This is a genomic window from Clostridium neonatale (assembly GCF_900465025.1).
Lineage (GTDB): Bacteria > Bacillota > Clostridia > Clostridiales > Clostridiaceae > Clostridium > Clostridium neonatale.
In genome coordinates this window covers 558,968-577,570 of sequence record NZ_UICR01000003.1, presented here as the reverse complement: position 1 = coordinate 577,570, position 18,603 = coordinate 558,968, and the positions used below count along the sequence as shown (strand labels likewise).

Below are 18,603 nucleotides of genomic sequence, written 5' to 3'. Positions count from 1 at the left end.
CTAGTTACCCTAGTTCCCCTGTATAAATAATAATATAAAAAGAAAAGCTTCAAAATAGAAAGTGCCATCAAAACAGCAGGGGCAACAGGGGAAACAGGGGTAAAGCTAGATAACATGAGGATTTTGCAGTAGGGAAACATAGGATTCTAAAAAGGCATACTGGGGCGAATGTAAGAAGAAAGGAAGATAACAATGTCAGTAAAAAGAATAAATTCAGATAAAAAATCAGTAGCTAATGAAGGAGTGGTAACAATGAATAATAATGAAGTAAACAATTTTGAAGAACAAGAAACACTAATGTCTAATGAAACTGTAATCTCAGAAGAAAAAGACATAAAAGAAGATGAAGTCTCAAACAAAACTAAAGAAGAAAATAGTATAGAAGTAGCTGAATGCATAGCTGATGCAGTACCATTTTCAGCTAAAAACACAGCAAGAAGTCTTGCAACTAAAGGTGTTTTCACTCTAGTAAAAGCAAAGACAGGAAACAGAGCAGTAATAAACAAAGAAGCAAGCGAATACCTTCAAAATCCAAGTACACTTCAATTTTCTTACAATGAAGATAGTCTGATAATAGGAACTAAATTACCTAATAATAACAATAACTTCAATGTAAAAGCATATAATAATAGATTAATAATATATTCAGTACCTCTAGTAAGAGAAATAGCCGAAAGGTTCAAACTAGATTTCAGTAATAGAACTTCAATGACATTTGATGAAGCTGAATACACAAGCTATGAAGGTTCACCAGTTCTAATCATAAAGATAAAATAGTAATACAAATCATAAGAGTTTTTGGAGCAGACAAAAGCTCCAAAGACTCCAATAAAAATAGAGCTAATAAATGTTTTACGAATGAATATAAAATGTTTGATAAATATATATTATTAATTTGATACTAGGAGGATGGTAAACATGGAAAAACAAAGAGAACAAGCAACAGTAAATGAAATAATAGAGGTGATTTCAGACATCATCCTTCAATGTATCAATAATAAGAATGATGAGGATGTGAAGGAAAATGTCAGTAACAGCAAGAATAATAGCTAATCAGCAGGCAAAAAAGGTAGCAATCTATTGTAGAGTTTCAACTACAGAGCAGGCAGAAGAAGGTTACAGTATAAATGAACAGAAAAAACTTCTCACATATGAATGTGAAAAGAACGGAAATACAGTATATAAAATATATAGTGATGAAGGTATTAGTGGAAAAAACATAACAGCAAGACCAGCATTAAAAGAGCTTCTAAATGATGCTAATGAAGGTAAATTTGATAGTGTCATGGTATGGAAGATAAATCGTATAGGCAGAAATCTTAAAGATGTACTTGATATGGTAGATTTGTTTGACAGAAATAACATCACATTCAAATCAGCTACAGAACCATTTGATACAACTACACCAGGCGGAAGAATGCATTTTCAAATGGTGGCATTGATAGGTGAGTTTGAGCGTGGAACAATAGCACAGAATGTAAAAATGGGAATGATGGCACGAGCTAGGGAAGGACGCTGGAATGGCAACGTTGTCATAGGGTATGATTTGAAGCTGAAAGAACATACTACAAATAAAAAAAGAAAAGATACAGAACTTGTAGTAAATGAAAAGGAAGCTGAAATTGTAAGAACTATCTTTACAATGTACTCTCAAGGAAATGGATATAAAGCTATTGCTAATTACCTTAATAAGTTTGGATATAAAACTAAAAAAGGTAATCCATTTAGTCTTACAGCTATAAAGGATATCTTAAATAATCCTGTATATATAGGAAAGATAAGATATAATTTGAGACCAAATTGGAGTGAAAAAAGAAGAAAAGGAATAAATTCTAATCCTCTAATAGTAGATGGAAAGCATGAAGCAATAATAGAACAAGAACTTTGGGATAAAGTACAAAGTATGCTTCAAACTTCAAAAGGAAAGCCATCAAGAATATACGATGGAGAGTTTCCACTAACAGGAATACTAAAATGTCCTCAATGTGGAGCTGGAATGGTAATCATGAGAACTTCAAGGACAAGAAAAGACGGAACTAAACGAAGATTGGAATACTACTGCTGTGGGAATTGGAAGAATAAAGGAACAGCAATTTGCCATTCAAATGCAATAAGAGTAGATAAAGCTAATGACTATGTTTTTGGTAAGCTTTCAGAACTACTAAGTAATGATAAGCTTGTAAAAGATATAGTAAAAAACATCAATACAGACAGAAAAAATAAGGTAGATCCATCAAAAGATGAACTTCAAAAACTAACAAAGGAACTTGATAAGATTTCAGCTAAGAAGGACAAACTGTTTGAAGCCTTTGAAGAAGATATAATAACTAAAGAAGAATTCAAGGAAAGAGTAGCAGAACTTCAATCAAGGGAAAGACTTCTTCAAGAAGATGTAAACAATCTAAAGATGAACGTTTTGGATGACAATGTACAGCAAGTCTCATATGAAGTGGTAAAAGAGACATTGTCAAAGGTAGGAGAAATGCTTGGAAATTGTAAGTCGATGGAGCAGAAGAAAAAGTTACTTCATATGCTGATATCAAAGATTACTATAAATGAATTGAGGGAAGTTGATTCAATACAGATTAATATAAATGATAACTTAATATCATATCTGAATAACGGAGGAGAACCCAATCCAGATGGAGGAGGTTCTCCTTTTTCTTTTGTTTCAAGACGAAAGCTGATGATAAATTCTGTGAATATAAGAATTTGCATATAAAGCATGATATAATTAAATTAAGATGAATAATGATGTGAAAATTTACTTAGCAGAATTTAAGTAATATTAATTAAGGTGGTGAATAGAATGCAGAATAAAATAGATAAATTATTTATAAGATTAGCAGAACTTTTTAGATTAATAGAAAAAGAAGGGTTAATTCCAGTAAAACTTGTTGAAGAAAAGGATATTGTTGATGAATTTTATAACAAAAGCATAAAAATGATTTTAGAAGGAAGAATACCTGAATATATTGATTTAGTTTTATCCTTTGAATTAGCCAAAATTTTAAGAGACAAGAATGTTAGTGATGAAACAATTAAGTGTTTAATTCTCATAAAAAAATTAATAGAACCTATAAGAAATTTAGAATATGATAATATAATCGAATTTTCAAAGATTTGGGCATCAACAGAAGTATATCATAAGATAAATGATGAAATACTTCAAGAATATATTCAAAGAGAATTCGAAGATAGTAATGTAAAGGAAGTATGCAGAATTAAACTGGATAATATTATTGAAATTGAAGATTAATTTTGTTATTAATAAATTTAGAATAGGCTATAATAAAAATATAAATAGTAGTTAGGAGTGTGAATATTGACTAAGTATAGTGATATAAAACACGAAGATTTGATAATGAAAAAAGCAATGGACGTCTTTGCAGAAGAAGGTCTAAAGTTTTTTGGAATAGATAAGAAAGTAAAAGATTCAAGTTCGACAGAAATAGTTGTACTAGAAGCAAAGAATCTACACATGGATTACACTTTTCTAATGGAAGATGATACATACATCCATGTAGAATTCCAAACAACAGATAAAGGAAAAGATGACCTTAGAAGATTCAGAGCTTACGAATCATTACTAAGTTTTCAAACTGGAAAAGATGTAGTAACATATGTTGTATACTCTAATGGAATTCAAAATGTAAAGACAGTATTAGAAACAGGAATAAATGAATATAGTGTAAAAGCAATATCTATGTTTGATAAAGATGGCGATATTGTGATTCAAGAAATTGAAGAAAAGCTAAATAATAATATTGAAGTCACAAAACAGGATTTAATTGCATTAACATTTACACCTATAATGAGTGGAAAGCTAAGCAAGCTTGATAAGATAATAAAATCAATAAAACTTGTAAAGAAAATAGACAATGAATATAGATATGATGTTGAATCAATGCTATATGCATTTGCAGATAAATTTTTGGACGGAAAAGATTTGGAGAAGGTAAAGGAGGAGATAAGTATGACAAAGCTTGGAGAAATGCTAGTTGAAGATGGAATCAAAAAGGGTAAGATAGAAGGAAAAGAAGAGCAAGCGATAGAAACAGCAAAGATTGCAATAAAAAAAGGACTTTCAGATGAATTGATATGTGAGCTAACAGGACTCTCAGAAAAAGAAATAAATGCGATTAGAATAGCATTAAATGAATAAGAAGTAATTGTTAGTTATAGAAGGATATCATAAAAAGGTATCCTTTTTCAATACAAAAAGCATTATCACTTGGGTATGATACGGAGAACCGTATCATAAGTAAAGGCAAAAATGACCTTAACCAAGTAATAGCAATGATTAATACCATTTTTATAAGTGGAAATACTGTATCACAAGTAATGATTTTTCAATAGGGATTAAGAGCAATATTTCAAGAGAACAGTATAAGAAACTGCTGCATATGTTGATTTCAAAGATTAACATAAATGAGTTAAGGAAAATTGACTCAATATAACTAACTATAAATGATAACTTAATAATGTATCTAAATAGTGGAGGAGAACCAAGTCCAGATGGAGGAGGTTCTCCTTTTTCTTTTGTATCAAGAAGAAGGTTGATGATAAATCCTGTGAATATAAAAATACACATATAATATCGCTGGAATGTTTATATTCGGCTTTGGTGATTCGGTCTTCGGACCTTCTTTCAATGGGATGCTATCCAAGTCTGTGGATTCTAGTGAACAAGGAAGAAATCAAGGAGGCAGCCAATCTATTCAGGCTTTAGCAAGAGTGATTTGGCCTATCATTGGATGTAAAATCTATGTATCACTTGGGCATGCTGCATCTGCTTCTATGGGTATAATCCTTATAGCAACGGCAATACCAGTTTTGCATAAAGGTATGCATATAAATTAAAACAAGCTTTTTAGACAGGTTCGATAGAGAACGTCATGCTTGGATAGAGATATACAATATATAAATTATAAAGAAAAAAATCTGCGGAAAAAAGATGCAGAAACTGAAAATATGAAAGAAAATCATATGTATAAAAACAATGATGAAAATAATATAGAAGTTAATAATAAAAGTAATAGATATGTTAATAATGAAAGCAATATACAAATTAATGAATACGAAGAAGTAAATTTATTGCAGCAACAAAAACACAATAATAAAAATAGTATCCCAGAAATAAATGATGCTTTGAGTAAAGATCGCTTAGTAGTCCGGAACTAGCAGCAAATAATGTAGTAGTACCCCTAATTAAAAGAAGCAAAAGAAAATCTTTAAAAAAGAAAAAACATACTAAAGGTGAGGATTACAATTGGACTCTTGAAAGTAATATGGAAGCTTTGGCAGCAGAAAATTTGGATGAAGACAGTGAAACTGCATGCATAGATGAAGATATAAATGATGACTGCATAGAGGGATTAAGACCTGGTGAAGCAGTTATTCCAAAGGACATGAACTGATGGCAGTTTGGAATTTTGAATAGTGAACTTTGATGAAATATAATATGTCAATATCATACAAGAAAAATTTAATAATTTGTGATATTTTAAAACCGTATAAAAGAGTAAAGAACAAAATAAAATAATTAAAAAAATAAAGGAGAAAAAATAATGACAAATCAGGATACAAAATGCGTTATAGTAATAAATGAAGAACTTCCTCTAGGAATTATTGCAAATACCTGTACAATACTTGGGATTACATTAGGAAAACATGTACCTGAACTAGTTGGAGAAGATGCAGTTGATTCTTCAGAAAAAAGTCATTTGGGCATTATCACAATTCCAGTTCCTATACTAAAGGCAAACAAGGAATTACTTAGAGCACTGAGAGAAGAGTTATATACTGATAATTATAAAGATGTTATTACTGTTGATTTTTCAGATGTTGCACAAAGCTGCAATGTTTATAGTGAATATTTGCAAAAAGCCTCAATGACGCCTGAATTAGAACACTCATATTTTGGGCTTGCTATCTGTGGCCATAAGAAAAAAGTCAATAAGCTAACAGGCAGCATGCCATTGTTACGATGATTGTATAAAATATAATACTATAATAATCGTAGGTATCAAAAAGACTTAATTCTATGTCAACATCAGAATATAGAAAATATATACAAAAAATAAATCATGTATAGAGTCTTTTGGTAAAGAAATTCTTGCATTTACTGTATTTATTTCTAAAGAGACATTTCCAGTTTAAAGTGCAGAAAGTGTAGTTTTAGGAAAACTTACATTTACCTCTGATATATAATAATTATTATCAGGTATAAGTATTTTAGCTACATCATTACCTTGTTTTTTTTATGTTTCAATTGCCTCATTAGCTTTATCTTCAGTAAATATTATATTTTCTTTTTTAGCTCTATCATTTCCTGTAGTTATTTGAATTGGAATTTGTGTGACGGAGCTGTCATTCTTTTCACTTACAACAGGTATGCTAGTTTGTTCATATTTTGAAGTATTGGATTTATGTTTTGATGAAGAAGAGCTAAAACTAATTGTAGCTTTTTTATTAAATCTTCCTGTAATAGCTTGGAATTTTTATTCATTAAAGTATCCAATTAATCTAATAAATGAATTTGCATCAGCATTAACTAATTTATAATTTTCATCTGTTCCTATTAGTTTATCATTGTCAGAATCAGAATTGGAAGATCTATACCATTCAAAGTGTATGGCGTCATTTAGGGTAATATCTCTATCAATTGTAAAAAATAATAAAAAAAGGTTGCAATTAAATAAATAATATGTTATTATAAATGAGTAGCAAATTTGCTAACAAAAAAAGTTTCATTTAGGTAAATAGTTTCTCGAGAATTAGAGATTATTATATCAATTTAGAATCTTTAATTTTAGGAGGAATATTTATGACAGATAAGACAATAACATGCAGAGATTGCGGAAGTGAATTCATATTTTCAGTAGGAGAACAAGAATTCTATAAAGAAAAAGGATTCGAAAATGAGCCTACAAGATGTCCATCTTGTAGAAGAGCTAAAAAAGAACAAAATAGAAGATAATTTTAGATTGTTATAGGTTGTAGTTTAGGCTACAACCTTTTTTGATATTCTATTATAATAAAAATGAATAATATATTAATTAAAAACCTCACTTATTAGCGATACGGAGAACTGTATCATAAGTGACAGACCAAAACTTGCTTTTTGTGGGGGGGAACTTATATAGCAGTGAAAGTAAATGTGAAATTTGCTGAAATTATATAATTAAAAATTAACAGAGAATCGTATTAAAAAGAATTAATTTATAAGTATAAATCTATAAACGAATTTTAATTTTTAATATTAATAAAAAAATTTTAAAAAGATTGACAAAAGCTAAATATATAGTTATCATTATGTCATAAAATTAAATATATGCCTCACTTTACTGTGAGGTAGAGGCGCAGAATCCAACAGTCTTTAGCAGAGCTAGAGAGAGCAATGAAGCTATGGAGAAGGGGATTTTGCCGAAGTTTGCAATATATCTCAGTGTTGCTTGCTGGGTCTGTAGTTAAGAGCTGCAGGACTGTCTTAATAAACTCCCCAGTTTATTAAGTTGTGCTATCTCAATTAGAAAGATGAGGGGATATTATATGAAATTTAAGCTAGGCCATATAGTAGTAGTTTTTATAAATTCATATAATATTATCTAAAATATTGAAGATAGTACCAGCCCTTTGGGTTGGTTTTTTTATTATAAAAAAGGAGAGGGTAAATATGAAAAAAAGATTATCAGCACTAATTTTAGCTGTGGTAACAGCAACAATGACATTAACAGGATGTGGGACAAAGGCTTCATCAGAAAATGTGTTTAGAGTAGGGATGGAAGCAGGATATGCACCTTTCAATTGGACTCAGCTGGATGATTCAAATGGTGCAGTAAAAATAGAAGGAAGTTCGGAATATGCTGGCGGATATGACGTAGAAATAGCAAAGAAAATAGCTGATTCATTAGGAAAAGAATTAGTTATAGTTAAAACTGAATGGGATGGATTAGTACCATCATTAACATCGGGAAAAATAGATGCTATTATTGCAGGTATGTCTCCAACAGAAGAACGTAAGGAAACAATAGATTTTTCAGATGTTTATTATAAGTCAGACCTAGTAATGCTAGTAAAAAATGGTGGAGCATATGATAATGCAACGACACTAAATGATTTTTCAGGAGCTAAAATAACAGCTCAATTAAATACTTTCCACTATTCAGTAATAGATCAAATACCATCAGTTAATAAACAACCAGCTATGGATAATTTCCCAGCTATGAGAGTTGCTTTAGAAAGCGGAGTTATAGATGGTTATGTCACAGAAAGACCAGAAGCCTTAAGTGCTCAAATGGCAAATGACAACTTTAAAATGATAGAATTTAAAGATGGTTTTGTTACATCAGAAGAAGATACAGCTATAGCAGTTGGTGTACAAAAGGGAAGTGAATTAAAAGATAAGATAAATGAAATTTTAAAAGGAATATCAGAAGAAGAAAGATTAGAAATAATGGATACGGCTATTAAAAATCAACCAGCGGCTCAATAGCTCAGGGTATAGATTATTATAAAAAGCCTAAATCCTATAATTAAATATTTTAAGGAGAGTTTTTTATGAGTCTAGAATGGATAATTAAGATACTGCAAAATAACTGGCCAATGCTTTTACGTGGGGCTGGAATGACATTATTAATTTCTATAATAGGAACATTAGTGGGAACGCTTATAGGTCTTATAGTGGGAGTTATAAGGACAATTCCTATTCCAGAAAAAGGAACTAAAAGAGTATTTCTAAAAATAATTAACTCAATTTTATCGATTTATATAGAGTTTTTCCGTGGAACTCCTATGATAGTGCAAGCTATGGTTATTTATTATGGATCTGCGGCAGCTTTTGGAATAGACATAGATAGAGTTTTAGCAGGACTATTTATAGTATCAGTAAATACAGGTGCATATATGTCTGAAATAGTAAGAGGTGGTATTGTTTCAATAGATAAGGGACAATTTGAAGCAGCGCAAGCAATAGGAATGAATCATTTTCAGACTATGATAAATGTAGTATTACCACAAGTTGTTAGAAATATTTTACCAGCAACAGGTAATGAGTTCGTAATAAATATAAAAGATACATCTGTATTAAATGTTATATCTGTATCAGAACTATATTTCCAAACTAAGACTATATCAGGAAATAATTTCAGATATTTTGAATCGTTCTTTATATCATGTATAATCTATTTCATTATGACATTTACAGTTACAAGAATATTAAGAGCAATAGAAAAGAAACTAGATGGACCAGAAAATTATATTATTGCAGGAAATCAAATGCAAGTTGAAACACCAGAAGATATAGCTAAAAAAGTTAATGGTAATGTGGTAGCTTAAGGAGGAATCGAAATGGAAAAAATAATTGAAATTAAACACTTAAGTAAATCCTTTGGAGACCATAAGGTTTTAAAAGATATAGATTTTTCAGTTAATAAGGGAGAAGTTGTTTGTATTATAGGATCTTCAGGATCTGGAAAATCAACATTATTAAGATGTGTAAATCTTTTAGAAAAACCAACAGGCGGGGAAATTATATATAATGGTGAAAATATATTAGATGATAAACATGATATATATAAATATAGAACTAAATTAGGAATGGTATTTCAGCAATTTAATTTATTTAACAACCACAATGTTTTAAGTAACTGTGTAGTTGGACAAATGAAGGTCTTAGGAAGAAGTAGAGAAGAAGCTGAAAAAGTTGCTATGAAGTATTTAGAGATTGTAGGTATGAGTAATTATATAAATGCTAAGCCAAAACAATTATCTGGTGGACAAAAACAAAGGGTAGCAATAGCAAGAGCATTATCTATGGAACCTGATGTAATATTATTTGATGAGCCAACATCTGCTTTAGATCCTGAAATGGTTGGAGAAGTATTAAAGGTAATGAAGGAACTTGCAGAAAGCGGACTTACTATGCTAGTTGTAACTCATGAAATGGAATTTGCAAGAGAAGTATCAGATAGAGTTGTATTTATGAATAATGGTATTATCGAAGAAGAAGGAGATCCAGAAGAGATTTTCAATAATCCTAAAAAAGAAAGAACAAGAGAATTCTTAAAACGTACTTTAAAAAACTAGGTTTATGCCTAGTTTTTTTGTATATAAACAATAGATTAAATGATGTTGAACATCAAAATTATTCTCTTACTGATGGATTTGCGCCTCATGGAGTCTAGCCTGTACTATTACAAAGGCATGGATTGATGAAGAGAAAAATTATATTTATATTTTTAGAAACAATGTTACAGTAAAATTGGTGATTTATACAAAAATATGTAACATTGTTTTTATATGTTCAAAATATATTGAATATAGATAGTATATAATATAAAGTTATAATTAAATTAGAAATTATATGGGGTTTAAATAAGCATAAATTGGAGGAAGATTGATGCACAAAGAAGTAGTAAAAAATATGACATCTGGTAATCCAACTAAATTAATTATTAGTTTTGCAATACCGCTACTATTGGGAAACATATTTCAGCAGCTTTATAATATGGTTGATACAGTTATTGTTGGAAGATTTATTGGAGTTAATGCATTAGCCGCTGTTGGTTCAACAGGTTCTATAAACTTCTTAGTATTAGGGTTTGTTTTAGGACTTACTCAAGGATTATCAATATTAGTGGCACAATATTATGGGGCAGATAATTATAAGAAAATTCGTAAATCCATAACAATGTCAGTATACCTATATGCCATAGTAGGAATTATAATAACTGTTATAAGTGTAATGTACTCCAGAGAGTTATTGGAGATATTAAGGACTCCAGATAATATTATTAACGATGCTGATTCTTATATTAGAATTATTTTTGCAGGAATAATGGTAAATATTGCTTTTAATTTTCTTTCAGGAATACTTAGAGCATTTGGTGATGGAAAAACACCATTGTATTCATTATTTATATCTTCAATAATTAACATAGTTTTAGATATTTATTTTATAGTAGTTTTAAAGATGGGGGTTAATGGGGCTGCGTATGCAACTGTGATTGCTCAACTTATTTCTTCTATATTCTGTTACTATAAAATTCATAAAATAAAAGAGATAAGAATACATAAAGAGGATTGGAAATTTAATGGATCACTATTTAAAAAGTCATTTATATTAGGAATACCTGTAGCACTTATGAATTCTGTTACGGCAGTAGGAGTCATGGTACTTCAAGTTGTTGTTAATGGATATGGTGCAGTTTATGTTGCGGGATATTCAGCAGGATCAAGGGTTATAGTTATTTTAGAGCAGGTAGGAAATACGTTTGGTTTTGCAATAGCAACATATGCTGGTCAGAATTTAGGGGCAAATAAGATTGATAGAATAAGGGAAGGCGTTAGAAATACAAATGTTATTTTAGGGGTAATAAACATTGCATTAGGAGTTTTAGTTGTATTATTTGGTAAAGAGCTATTAGCTTTAATTGTATCTGGTGGTGAAACAGAAGTTATTTCAATAGGATATCAGTATTTAGTTGTAACTTCACTTTTATTGTGGGTTTTAGGGTTATTATTTGTTTACCGTTCAACTCTTCAGGCCATAGGTGATACATTTATTCCAATGATATCTGGAATTGTAGAATTTGTAGCGAGAATTGGGGCAGTAATTATTCTATCATCTTTACTTGGATTTCTTGCTATACCAGCAGCAGAAGTTGCTGCATGGATTATGGCTACAATTATTTTAATGATTACATATTATTATAGAATCAGAAAATTTGAAGAAAATTATAAAAGTAAAGAGAGTTCTTAGGAACATATCGTTTCACCATAAAATTTACTTAAATAATAAATTGATACCAGTTTATTAAGTTCAATTTAATAATTTAATGAAGGATTGTGAGTAATATTGAACATAAAATAAGAACTAAATTTATAACAAATAATATTATAGAATAGGGAATGCTTTTAGGAGGTAGCTTTATAGTGGATTATAATTATTCTGATTATAATGAAGGAAATATAGATTTTGAGAGCATTACAGAATATGATAAAGAAGAATTATACTTATTAAACATTCAGCATTCAGCTGATATAATCATTATTTTATCAGATATTTTATCATATGTCTCAACTATTGAGAGCATCGAGTTAATTTATAATAAATATGATAAGAACACCAAAAGGGTACCTAATCCAGATATCCCAGCGGTTCAATCCATACAATTATTAATGTTAGCAAGAGTAGCATACACAGCAATTAGCTTTATAAGGTATCAACATTTATATGAAAGAAAGATTAATGGAGAGTTTGATTTTTCTCTTGAACCAAACGTAAATGCAAATATATCAAATATATTGAGAACCTTAGGAACATATTATGCATTAATAGCAGCTATAGGTATATACAATAGAGATATTAGTCAACCTATTATTGGAATATAGCATATTTGTGAATATATAAATATAAGAATATAAGAATATAGGAATATAAATATATATAAATACAAAAATATAGGAATTTATATATAAGATCGGGAGTATGTTAGCATTAATTAATCTAGTAATACCAACTTAAAACGGGATATTAAATTATACTATATAAGAAAATTCAATATCCCATCTAAATAGCATACCTTTAATTAATAAATGTTATTTTAATTTTGCTTCTAACTCATTGGATATTGCAATATTATAAATATAAGCATTAGATATTTCATTCATAAAATCTACTTTCATATCATCTGGTAGATTAATTTCCCCTAGCATATTATGGTATTTCATAACATATTCTTTGATGTCATTTATATCAGGAAATTGATAATAATTTAATCCTTCTTCGGGTATTTTATAGTTTTTAGTTAATATAGAAAGAAAAGTTCTTCCGCCAAATAAATCTGCTAAGAATCTTGTATACGCATATGGAATTATGAGTTCAGGTTTATATTTAGATATTTCTTCTATTCTTGCAACACATGCTTCTGTTGATGATAATGGCTTAAGGAAATTTAATCCATCTTTTAATAAAAAATCTAAATCTTTTCTCATGCGCTCAGAACGATATAATTCTTTTGTAACAAATGGTTTAATGATTTCATTATCTTTATTCTTATCTAATGCTTCTTCTATTGCCCTGTACATTCTTTCTAAATTATAGATATATTCAGCATATCCTTTTAATGTAGCAGTACCATCTAATATTTTTTTTATATATCCAGTATTTTCAGCTGCACTATGAAGTTGTGCAGTTTTTTCTCTAATACTCATCATAAATTTCATGTTAATTACCTCTTTTATTTGAAATTATTTCTTAATAATAATATAAATCTTATGATAATAATTATCAAGTACTAAATTATATTTATTTAATGTGAAGTATCATTAAAATACTAAGAAATACTAGTGTTTTCTTTATAATTCACTATATATCACAAAATATTAAAATATTTTATAATTATGTATGTAATTTAATGATATATATTTTTGTGGAATCTTTTAGAGTTTATTTCAAATACTAATTTTATTGATTACTTAATATATAAAGAGGTAAATATGAAAAAAACATTATATGATTATAAGGATATAATAAGAAGCGTTCCATTAAAAGATAAGTACACAAAACAAGAATTATTAATAAAAGATTTTTTAATTGAAAAATATGATGATATTGAGATATATTATTCACCACATAATGAATATTTGAATGTAATAGCTAAGATATTTATAATTGGAATAACACCAGGATTTCAACAAATGAGTACAGCTATAGCAACTGCAAGAAAAGAAATTGAAATTAGTGATAATATCGAAGAGATTCAGTATAAGTGTAAAGCTAATGCGAGATTTAGTGGTGCTTTACGAAAGAATATAATAAGTATGCTTGATGATATAAAGCTTAATGAAGCGCTGAACTTAAATAGCTGCGCTGAGCTGTTTGAAGAAAAAGATTATTTATTACATACAGTATCTTTAATTCCTTATCCTGTTTTTGTGAAAAAAGAAAATTATTCAGGACATAAACCTAAATTAATAAATAGCAATTTTTTGATGAGGTATGTTTATAAAAATTTCATAGATGAATTTAATATGCTTAATGAGTCTAAAAATATATTATTAATACCACTAGGCAGAGCCGTTGAAGTTGTTCTGTGTAAACTTCAAGAAGAAGGTATAATTAATGATAATCAAATACTTAAAGGGTTTCCTCATCCATCAGGAGCAAATGTTAATAGAATAAAAGTATTTAGTGAAAATCAGAAGCAAATGATAGATTTTGTTAAAGATAAATTTCTAAGATAATTGGGAAAGGAGAAATTGATGTGAAAAAAGTAAGTAGTGATGAAGATATAAAGCAAGAAATAAAGAACAATATGATGGAAGTAGTATTTTTTACAGGAAGCAAATGTGGAGCATGTGAATCAATAAAGATTAAAATTGAGAGCATTATAAAAAGATATCCTAAAATTCAAGCTTGTGAAATAAATGGAGAAGATAATTTAGAGGTTGCAGCTAAATATAATGTATTTTCATTTCCTATATTTTTATTGTACATAAAAGGTAAGGAGTATTTAAGAATAGGTAGAAATGTGAACTTATTAGAGCTTGAGAGGGATATTGAAAGATATTATAAAATGATATTTTAATTTTTATGTATAAAAACTGATAGGTAAATACCTATCAGTTTTATATTTTTTACGTATTATACATATAGAATTTTTTAAATTAAAATAATATCAGAAGATAAAGTGAAAAGAGGGGAAATGTAATGGATAAAAAAGACCCTAAGGTCTTATGGAAATTATTTAAATCAATGTTTATGTTAAGTGCATGTACATTTGGAGGGGGATTTGTAATTGTCTCTTTAATGAAAAAGAAATTCGTTGAAGAACTTGAATGGATTGAAGAAGATGAGATGCTTGATATCACAGCAATTACACAATCATCACCAGGGCCACTTCCAGTAAATGCATCTGTAATTATAGGATATCGTATGTATGGTATAATTGGTTCACTTGTTGCAATTTTAGGTACTATTATTCCGCCAATGGTTATCATATCTGCAATATCATTATTTTATAATCAATTTAGAGAAAATAAATATATAGCAATAGCTCTTCAAGTAATGCGTGCAGGGGTTGCGGCTGTTATCTTGGATGTCACTATTAATCTTGCAAAGAATGTTTGTAAAACAAAAAGAGTGATGTATATTGCTATGATGGTTATTGCCTTTATAAGCACTTACTTCTTTAATGTAAGCGCAATGCTTATAATATTAATTTGTTTAAGTATAGGGATTATTGATTTATTTGTATCAATGAGCAAGAAGGAGGCATAACTAAGGTGATATTATTATTAAAGCTATTTTTTGCATTCATACAAGTTGGACTTTTTAGCGTAGGTGGAGGATATGCAGCAATTCCTCTTATACAGGCTCAAGTTGTTAATATATATGAACTTATGACTATGGAAGAGTTTACTGATCTTATAACAATTGCAGAAATGACACCAGGTCCGATTTCGATTAATGCATCTACATTCGTTGGAACAAGACTTGCAGGACCATTTGGAGCATTTATATGTACACTTGGATGTATTATTCCATCATTTATAATATGTTTAACTTTAGCTCATTTTTATTACAAATATAGAAGCTTTGGTGGGGTTCAAGTTGTATTAGCTTCACTTAGACCAGCAGTAGTTGCGCTTATTGGATCAGCAGGTGCATCAATATTAATGCTTGGCTTATTCCAAAGTGATATTTTTTCATTTGCAATCAGTGATTTTAGAGTGATAGAATTTATATTATTTGGAGGATGTTTATATATCCTTAGAAAATATAAAGCAAGTGCTATTGCAATTATTTTTGGAAGCGGAGTAGTTGGAACTTTACTTTATGTAATAAAAGATTTTATATTTTAGAGTTATTTAAATAATAGAAATATATAGATAATAGTTGAAATTTATATTATAAAGAAATATACCATAATAAAAGGTTAGAAATGTCATTTAAATATTAAATATAAAAGGTATCAGAAAATTAATTTTTGATTTTAAAATTGATTTAACTGATACTTTTTATTATTTAGAACTCATATTAAAGCTAGAGCATATGTCAATAAGTTCTTCAATTGATTTTGAGATGTATTTATTTTTATGGTATATGAGTTTAATCTGACGTTTTATGCTTACATCTCTAAAACTTAATATTTTTAATTTACCTTTTTTACATTCATTATTTATAAGCATTTTTGATAAGATAGCAATTCCCTTACCATTTGTAACAGCATTTTTGATAGCTTCTGTATTAGTACAGGTCCATTTTTTTACCACATTAATATTATGTTCAGCTAATAATTGCTCAAACTGATTTCTATCAGAACTTCCAGGTTCTCTTGAAAGCAAAGATTGGCCTTCTAAATCTGAAAGTGATAGCTGCTTCTTACTGTAAAAAGGATGAGCTTTACCGACTACCATTACTAATTCATCCTCGCAAAATGGAATTTTCACAATATCTGGATTCTTGATTATTCCTTCAACTATAGCTACATCAAGCTCACTTCTACAAATCATATTTTCAATTTCAAATGTATTATTTATAGTAACAAAAGTATCTATATTTTGAATTCTATTTTCAAGACGTTCAATAATATCATTCATTAAATATGTCCCGACAGATACGCTTCCACCAATTCTTATTTTAGTTGATTTTCCTATGTTTTTCATAGCAAGCTCCATATTTTCAAATGAATCAACAATATGCTGAGCATGAGATAATAGCAATGTGCCTTCTTCTGTAATATGGAGTTTTTGAGAAATACGCTCAAAAAGCTTAACGTTATAGTGTTCTTCAAGTTCACGAATAGCCTGACTTACTGATGGCTGAGATATGAATAAAAGTTCTGCAGCTTTTCTCATTTTTCCACATTCAGCAACAGTTATAAATATTTTTAGATGCCTTATAGTCATAATATAAACCTCATAAAAAAATATAGTATAAATATTTCTAAGAATATTATACTATATTTTTTATATCCATTTTCTTTTAGATTATACAGAATAATAATTTGCATAATGTGTAGTTAATATATAATCAAGTTATAATAATAAAATTTTTTGTTTTAAAATGAACCATTTTTTAAATAGAAGGCTCTAATATGTAGAGATGCATCTCAAACAATTTTGAAAAGAGTGATGTAAGTGAATGAAACAGAAGTTGTGAAAAAAATCCAGGCTGGTGATATGAATGCTTTTGAGGAAATATTTGAAATATACAAAAATCAAGCCATTAGGTATGCATATCTTATTACAAATAATAAATTCACAAGTGAAGATATTGTACAAGAAACATTTGTAAAATGTTATCTAAAAATAAAAGATTTGAAAAATGTTGAACAGTTCAAATCCTGGTTATTTAAAATCCTTACAAGGACTGCTTGGGATTATATGAAAAAGGATAAAGCTGTGCTTCCAGTTGAAGATATTTTTGAAAAAGCAAAAAATGAAAATATCGATAAATCATTACATTCATATATAAGGAATGAAGAATCAAAAATGCTTCGTGCTGAGATTGATAATTTAGAATTAAAGCAAAAAACTGTTATTGTATTATATTATTTTAATGGATTTACAATAAAAGAAATTGCTAAGATTATGGGGTGTTTTGAAGGTACAGTAAAATCAAGACTTCATAGTGCAAGAAAGAACCTAAAAGTAGCCTTGATGAATGTTAATAGTGCTCAAAGTAATAGTAAAAAAGGATGTGAAGTTCAATGCAATTAAAATCTAATAAAGATATTGATAAAGAAATTACAGAATACTTAAATAATAAAGCTGAAGAAGCATCAGCACCAGATGATATGTTTTTTAAAATTAGAGGAGAAGTTCTAAGAAGAAATGAAAGGGGATTTTTAAATATGAAATTTGGAAGATTAAAGATTAAAACATTATTAGCAGCAGGAGTTTTGTGTATAGCAACAACAATAACTTGTATAGCAGCAACACGTGGAGCCTGGATATCATCAAGTTCTCATCTTACTGAAATTACTAAGTTTCCAACAGAAAATGTAGTAAAAGATACAGTTGGCTTTTTACCTAAATATGTAGAAAGTTTTGATGGTGGTTTTGAGTTTAAATCATTTAACTTTAGTAATAATGAAATACAAGGTGATAATGGTAAGACTACATTACAAACAAAGTCAGCAGATTTTAGATATTCAAGAAATGATGAAGAGAAAAATCAATATTTAAGTTTGAGTGCAATAAAGATTGATGAAAAAGAAATCCAACATGAAGCAAATGAAGAAAAAACAAATTATAATAATGTTGATATTTATTATACTACTTTTCAATATAAAGCTGTGCCAGTAGATTATGAAAAAACAGAAGAAGATTTAAAATTAGAATCAGAAGGAAAGCTACAAATTGGATATGGAGCAGATGAAATTTCAGAAGATACTATGCAAAGTGTTTCGTGGTATAAAGATGGCATAAGTTATTCTATTTTAAATTCTAATTATAATGATGTAAGCAAAGAAGATATGATTAAAATGGCTAAAGATATTATAAATAAATAGAGATTTAGCATATATACACATAGTTGAAATCCCATTAAGTGATATTATTTAATCTTGCTTAGTGGGATTTGTTTTAGAG

The 18,603-nt window shown here is 28.7% G+C and carries 23 protein-coding genes, 1 pseudogene and 1 riboswitch; of the genes and pseudogenes, 22 read left to right on the top strand and 2 right to left on the bottom strand.

What is annotated here, in order from left to right:
• Nucleotides 1-192: 192 nt before the first annotated feature.
• From CNEONATNEC86_RS20805 to CNEONATNEC86_RS20740, 16 genes and pseudogenes are all read left to right on the top strand, one after another.
• Nucleotides 193-777, top strand: a complete 585-nt coding sequence (locus tag CNEONATNEC86_RS20805) for an amidophosphoribosyltransferase (protein ID WP_159136756.1) — start codon at nucleotides 193-195, stop codon at nucleotides 775-777.
• A 141-nt stretch (nucleotides 778-918) separates the two neighbouring features.
• The gene (locus CNEONATNEC86_RS21885; protein ID WP_276508238.1) at nucleotides 919-1,053 is read left to right on the top strand and encodes a hypothetical protein; all 135 of its coding nucleotides are present in this window, start codon (nucleotides 919-921) and stop codon (nucleotides 1,051-1,053) included.
• A complete protein-coding gene (locus tag CNEONATNEC86_RS20800) occupies nucleotides 1,025-2,722 on the top strand; it encodes a recombinase family protein (RefSeq protein WP_159136755.1) in 1,698 nt (565 codons plus the stop codon). Before CNEONATNEC86_RS21885 ends, CNEONATNEC86_RS20800 begins: the two co-directional genes overlap by 29 nt.
• Before the next feature lie 87 nt (nucleotides 2,723-2,809).
• Nucleotides 2,810-3,259 carry a hypothetical protein gene (locus tag CNEONATNEC86_RS20795; protein WP_159136754.1) on the top strand — a complete coding sequence of 150 codons (450 nt, stop codon included), beginning with the start codon at nucleotides 2,810-2,812 and terminating at the stop codon, nucleotides 3,257-3,259.
• A 105-nt stretch (nucleotides 3,260-3,364) separates the two neighbouring features.
• On the top strand, nucleotides 3,365-4,165 hold the full coding sequence (locus tag CNEONATNEC86_RS20790; RefSeq protein ID WP_159136789.1) for an RpnC/YadD family protein: 801 nt from the start codon (nucleotides 3,365-3,367) through the stop codon (nucleotides 4,163-4,165).
• 422 nt (nucleotides 4,166-4,587) lie between these two features.
• Nucleotides 4,588-4,863, top strand: a pseudogene (locus CNEONATNEC86_RS20785) (MFS transporter); the annotation flags it as partial.
• A 39-nt stretch (nucleotides 4,864-4,902) separates the two neighbouring features.
• Nucleotides 4,903-5,184, top strand: coding sequence for a hypothetical protein (locus tag CNEONATNEC86_RS20780; RefSeq protein WP_159136753.1), 282 nt, complete (start codon nucleotides 4,903-4,905; stop codon nucleotides 5,182-5,184).
• A 107-nt stretch (nucleotides 5,185-5,291) separates the two neighbouring features.
• On the top strand, nucleotides 5,292-5,420 hold the full coding sequence (locus tag CNEONATNEC86_RS21880) for a hypothetical protein (protein ID WP_268259372.1): 129 nt from the start codon (nucleotides 5,292-5,294) through the stop codon (nucleotides 5,418-5,420).
• Between the two features lie 150 nt (nucleotides 5,421-5,570).
• Nucleotides 5,571-5,993 (top strand): DUF2000 domain-containing protein, encoded by a 423-nt coding sequence (locus CNEONATNEC86_RS20775; protein WP_159117168.1) that lies wholly within the window; start codon nucleotides 5,571-5,573, stop codon nucleotides 5,991-5,993.
• 367 nt (nucleotides 5,994-6,360) lie between these two features.
• On the top strand, nucleotides 6,361-6,567 hold the full coding sequence (locus CNEONATNEC86_RS20770; protein ID WP_159117167.1) for a hypothetical protein: 207 nt from the start codon (nucleotides 6,361-6,363) through the stop codon (nucleotides 6,565-6,567).
• 262 nt (nucleotides 6,568-6,829) lie between these two features.
• Entirely contained in the window at nucleotides 6,830-6,982 is a 153-nt protein-coding gene (locus CNEONATNEC86_RS20765) for a zinc-ribbon domain-containing protein (protein WP_058293279.1), read from the top strand.
• 367 nt (nucleotides 6,983-7,349) lie between these two features.
• Nucleotides 7,350-7,533: riboswitch (Lysine riboswitch) on the top strand.
• Nucleotides 7,534-7,678: 145 nt separating this feature from the next.
• On the top strand, nucleotides 7,679-8,497 hold the full coding sequence (locus tag CNEONATNEC86_RS20760) for a transporter substrate-binding domain-containing protein (protein ID WP_058293280.1): 819 nt from the start codon (nucleotides 7,679-7,681) through the stop codon (nucleotides 8,495-8,497).
• 65 nt (nucleotides 8,498-8,562) lie between these two features.
• Nucleotides 8,563-9,339, top strand: a complete 777-nt coding sequence (locus CNEONATNEC86_RS20755) for an amino acid ABC transporter permease (RefSeq protein ID WP_058293281.1) — start codon at nucleotides 8,563-8,565, stop codon at nucleotides 9,337-9,339.
• 12 nt (nucleotides 9,340-9,351) lie between these two features.
• The gene (locus CNEONATNEC86_RS20750) at nucleotides 9,352-10,089 is read left to right on the top strand and encodes an amino acid ABC transporter ATP-binding protein (protein ID WP_058293282.1); all 738 of its coding nucleotides are present in this window, start codon (nucleotides 9,352-9,354) and stop codon (nucleotides 10,087-10,089) included.
• A gap of 313 nt (nucleotides 10,090-10,402) precedes the next feature.
• Complete coding sequence (locus CNEONATNEC86_RS20745) at nucleotides 10,403-11,764, top strand: MATE family efflux transporter (RefSeq protein WP_159136752.1); 1,362 nt, start codon at nucleotides 10,403-10,405, stop codon at nucleotides 11,762-11,764.
• 173 nt (nucleotides 11,765-11,937) lie between these two features.
• Entirely contained in the window at nucleotides 11,938-12,396 is a 459-nt protein-coding gene (locus tag CNEONATNEC86_RS20740) for a hypothetical protein (RefSeq protein ID WP_058293284.1), read from the top strand.
• A 207-nt stretch (nucleotides 12,397-12,603) separates the two neighbouring features.
• Here CNEONATNEC86_RS20740 and CNEONATNEC86_RS20735 read toward each other — a convergent pair whose 3' ends face one another.
• Entirely contained in the window at nucleotides 12,604-13,230 is a 627-nt protein-coding gene (locus tag CNEONATNEC86_RS20735) for a biliverdin-producing heme oxygenase (RefSeq protein WP_159136751.1), read from the bottom strand.
• A 273-nt stretch (nucleotides 13,231-13,503) separates the two neighbouring features.
• Here CNEONATNEC86_RS20735 and CNEONATNEC86_RS20730 point away from each other — a divergent pair, with 273 nt between their 5' ends.
• From CNEONATNEC86_RS20730 to CNEONATNEC86_RS20715, 4 genes are all read left to right on the top strand, one after another.
• Nucleotides 13,504-14,250 (top strand): hypothetical protein, encoded by a 747-nt coding sequence (locus CNEONATNEC86_RS20730; protein ID WP_058293286.1) that lies wholly within the window; start codon nucleotides 13,504-13,506, stop codon nucleotides 14,248-14,250.
• Between the two features lie 20 nt (nucleotides 14,251-14,270).
• Complete coding sequence (locus CNEONATNEC86_RS20725; protein ID WP_058293287.1) at nucleotides 14,271-14,594, top strand: thioredoxin family protein; 324 nt, start codon at nucleotides 14,271-14,273, stop codon at nucleotides 14,592-14,594.
• Between the two features lie 122 nt (nucleotides 14,595-14,716).
• Nucleotides 14,717-15,286, top strand: coding sequence for a chromate transporter (locus CNEONATNEC86_RS20720; protein WP_058293288.1), 570 nt, complete (start codon nucleotides 14,717-14,719; stop codon nucleotides 15,284-15,286).
• 5 nt (nucleotides 15,287-15,291) lie between these two features.
• Nucleotides 15,292-15,870, top strand: a complete 579-nt coding sequence (locus tag CNEONATNEC86_RS20715) for a chromate transporter (RefSeq protein ID WP_338132735.1) — start codon at nucleotides 15,292-15,294, stop codon at nucleotides 15,868-15,870.
• A 159-nt stretch (nucleotides 15,871-16,029) separates the two neighbouring features.
• Here the strand turns inward: CNEONATNEC86_RS20715 and CNEONATNEC86_RS20710 are convergent, their stop codons facing one another.
• Nucleotides 16,030-16,917, bottom strand: coding sequence for a LysR family transcriptional regulator (locus CNEONATNEC86_RS20710; protein WP_058293289.1), 888 nt, complete (start codon nucleotides 16,915-16,917; stop codon nucleotides 16,030-16,032).
• A 231-nt stretch (nucleotides 16,918-17,148) separates the two neighbouring features.
• Here CNEONATNEC86_RS20710 and CNEONATNEC86_RS20705 point away from each other — a divergent pair, with 231 nt between their 5' ends.
• Together CNEONATNEC86_RS20705 and CNEONATNEC86_RS20700 are read left to right on the top strand one after the other, a co-directional pair.
• Entirely contained in the window at nucleotides 17,149-17,730 is a 582-nt protein-coding gene (locus CNEONATNEC86_RS20705; RefSeq protein ID WP_058293290.1) for an RNA polymerase sigma factor, read from the top strand.
• Entirely contained in the window at nucleotides 17,721-18,524 is an 804-nt protein-coding gene (locus tag CNEONATNEC86_RS20700) for a hypothetical protein (RefSeq protein ID WP_159136750.1), read from the top strand. The genes CNEONATNEC86_RS20705 and CNEONATNEC86_RS20700 overlap by 10 nt, the downstream gene beginning before the upstream one ends.
• Nucleotides 18,525-18,603: the final 79 nt, after the last annotated feature.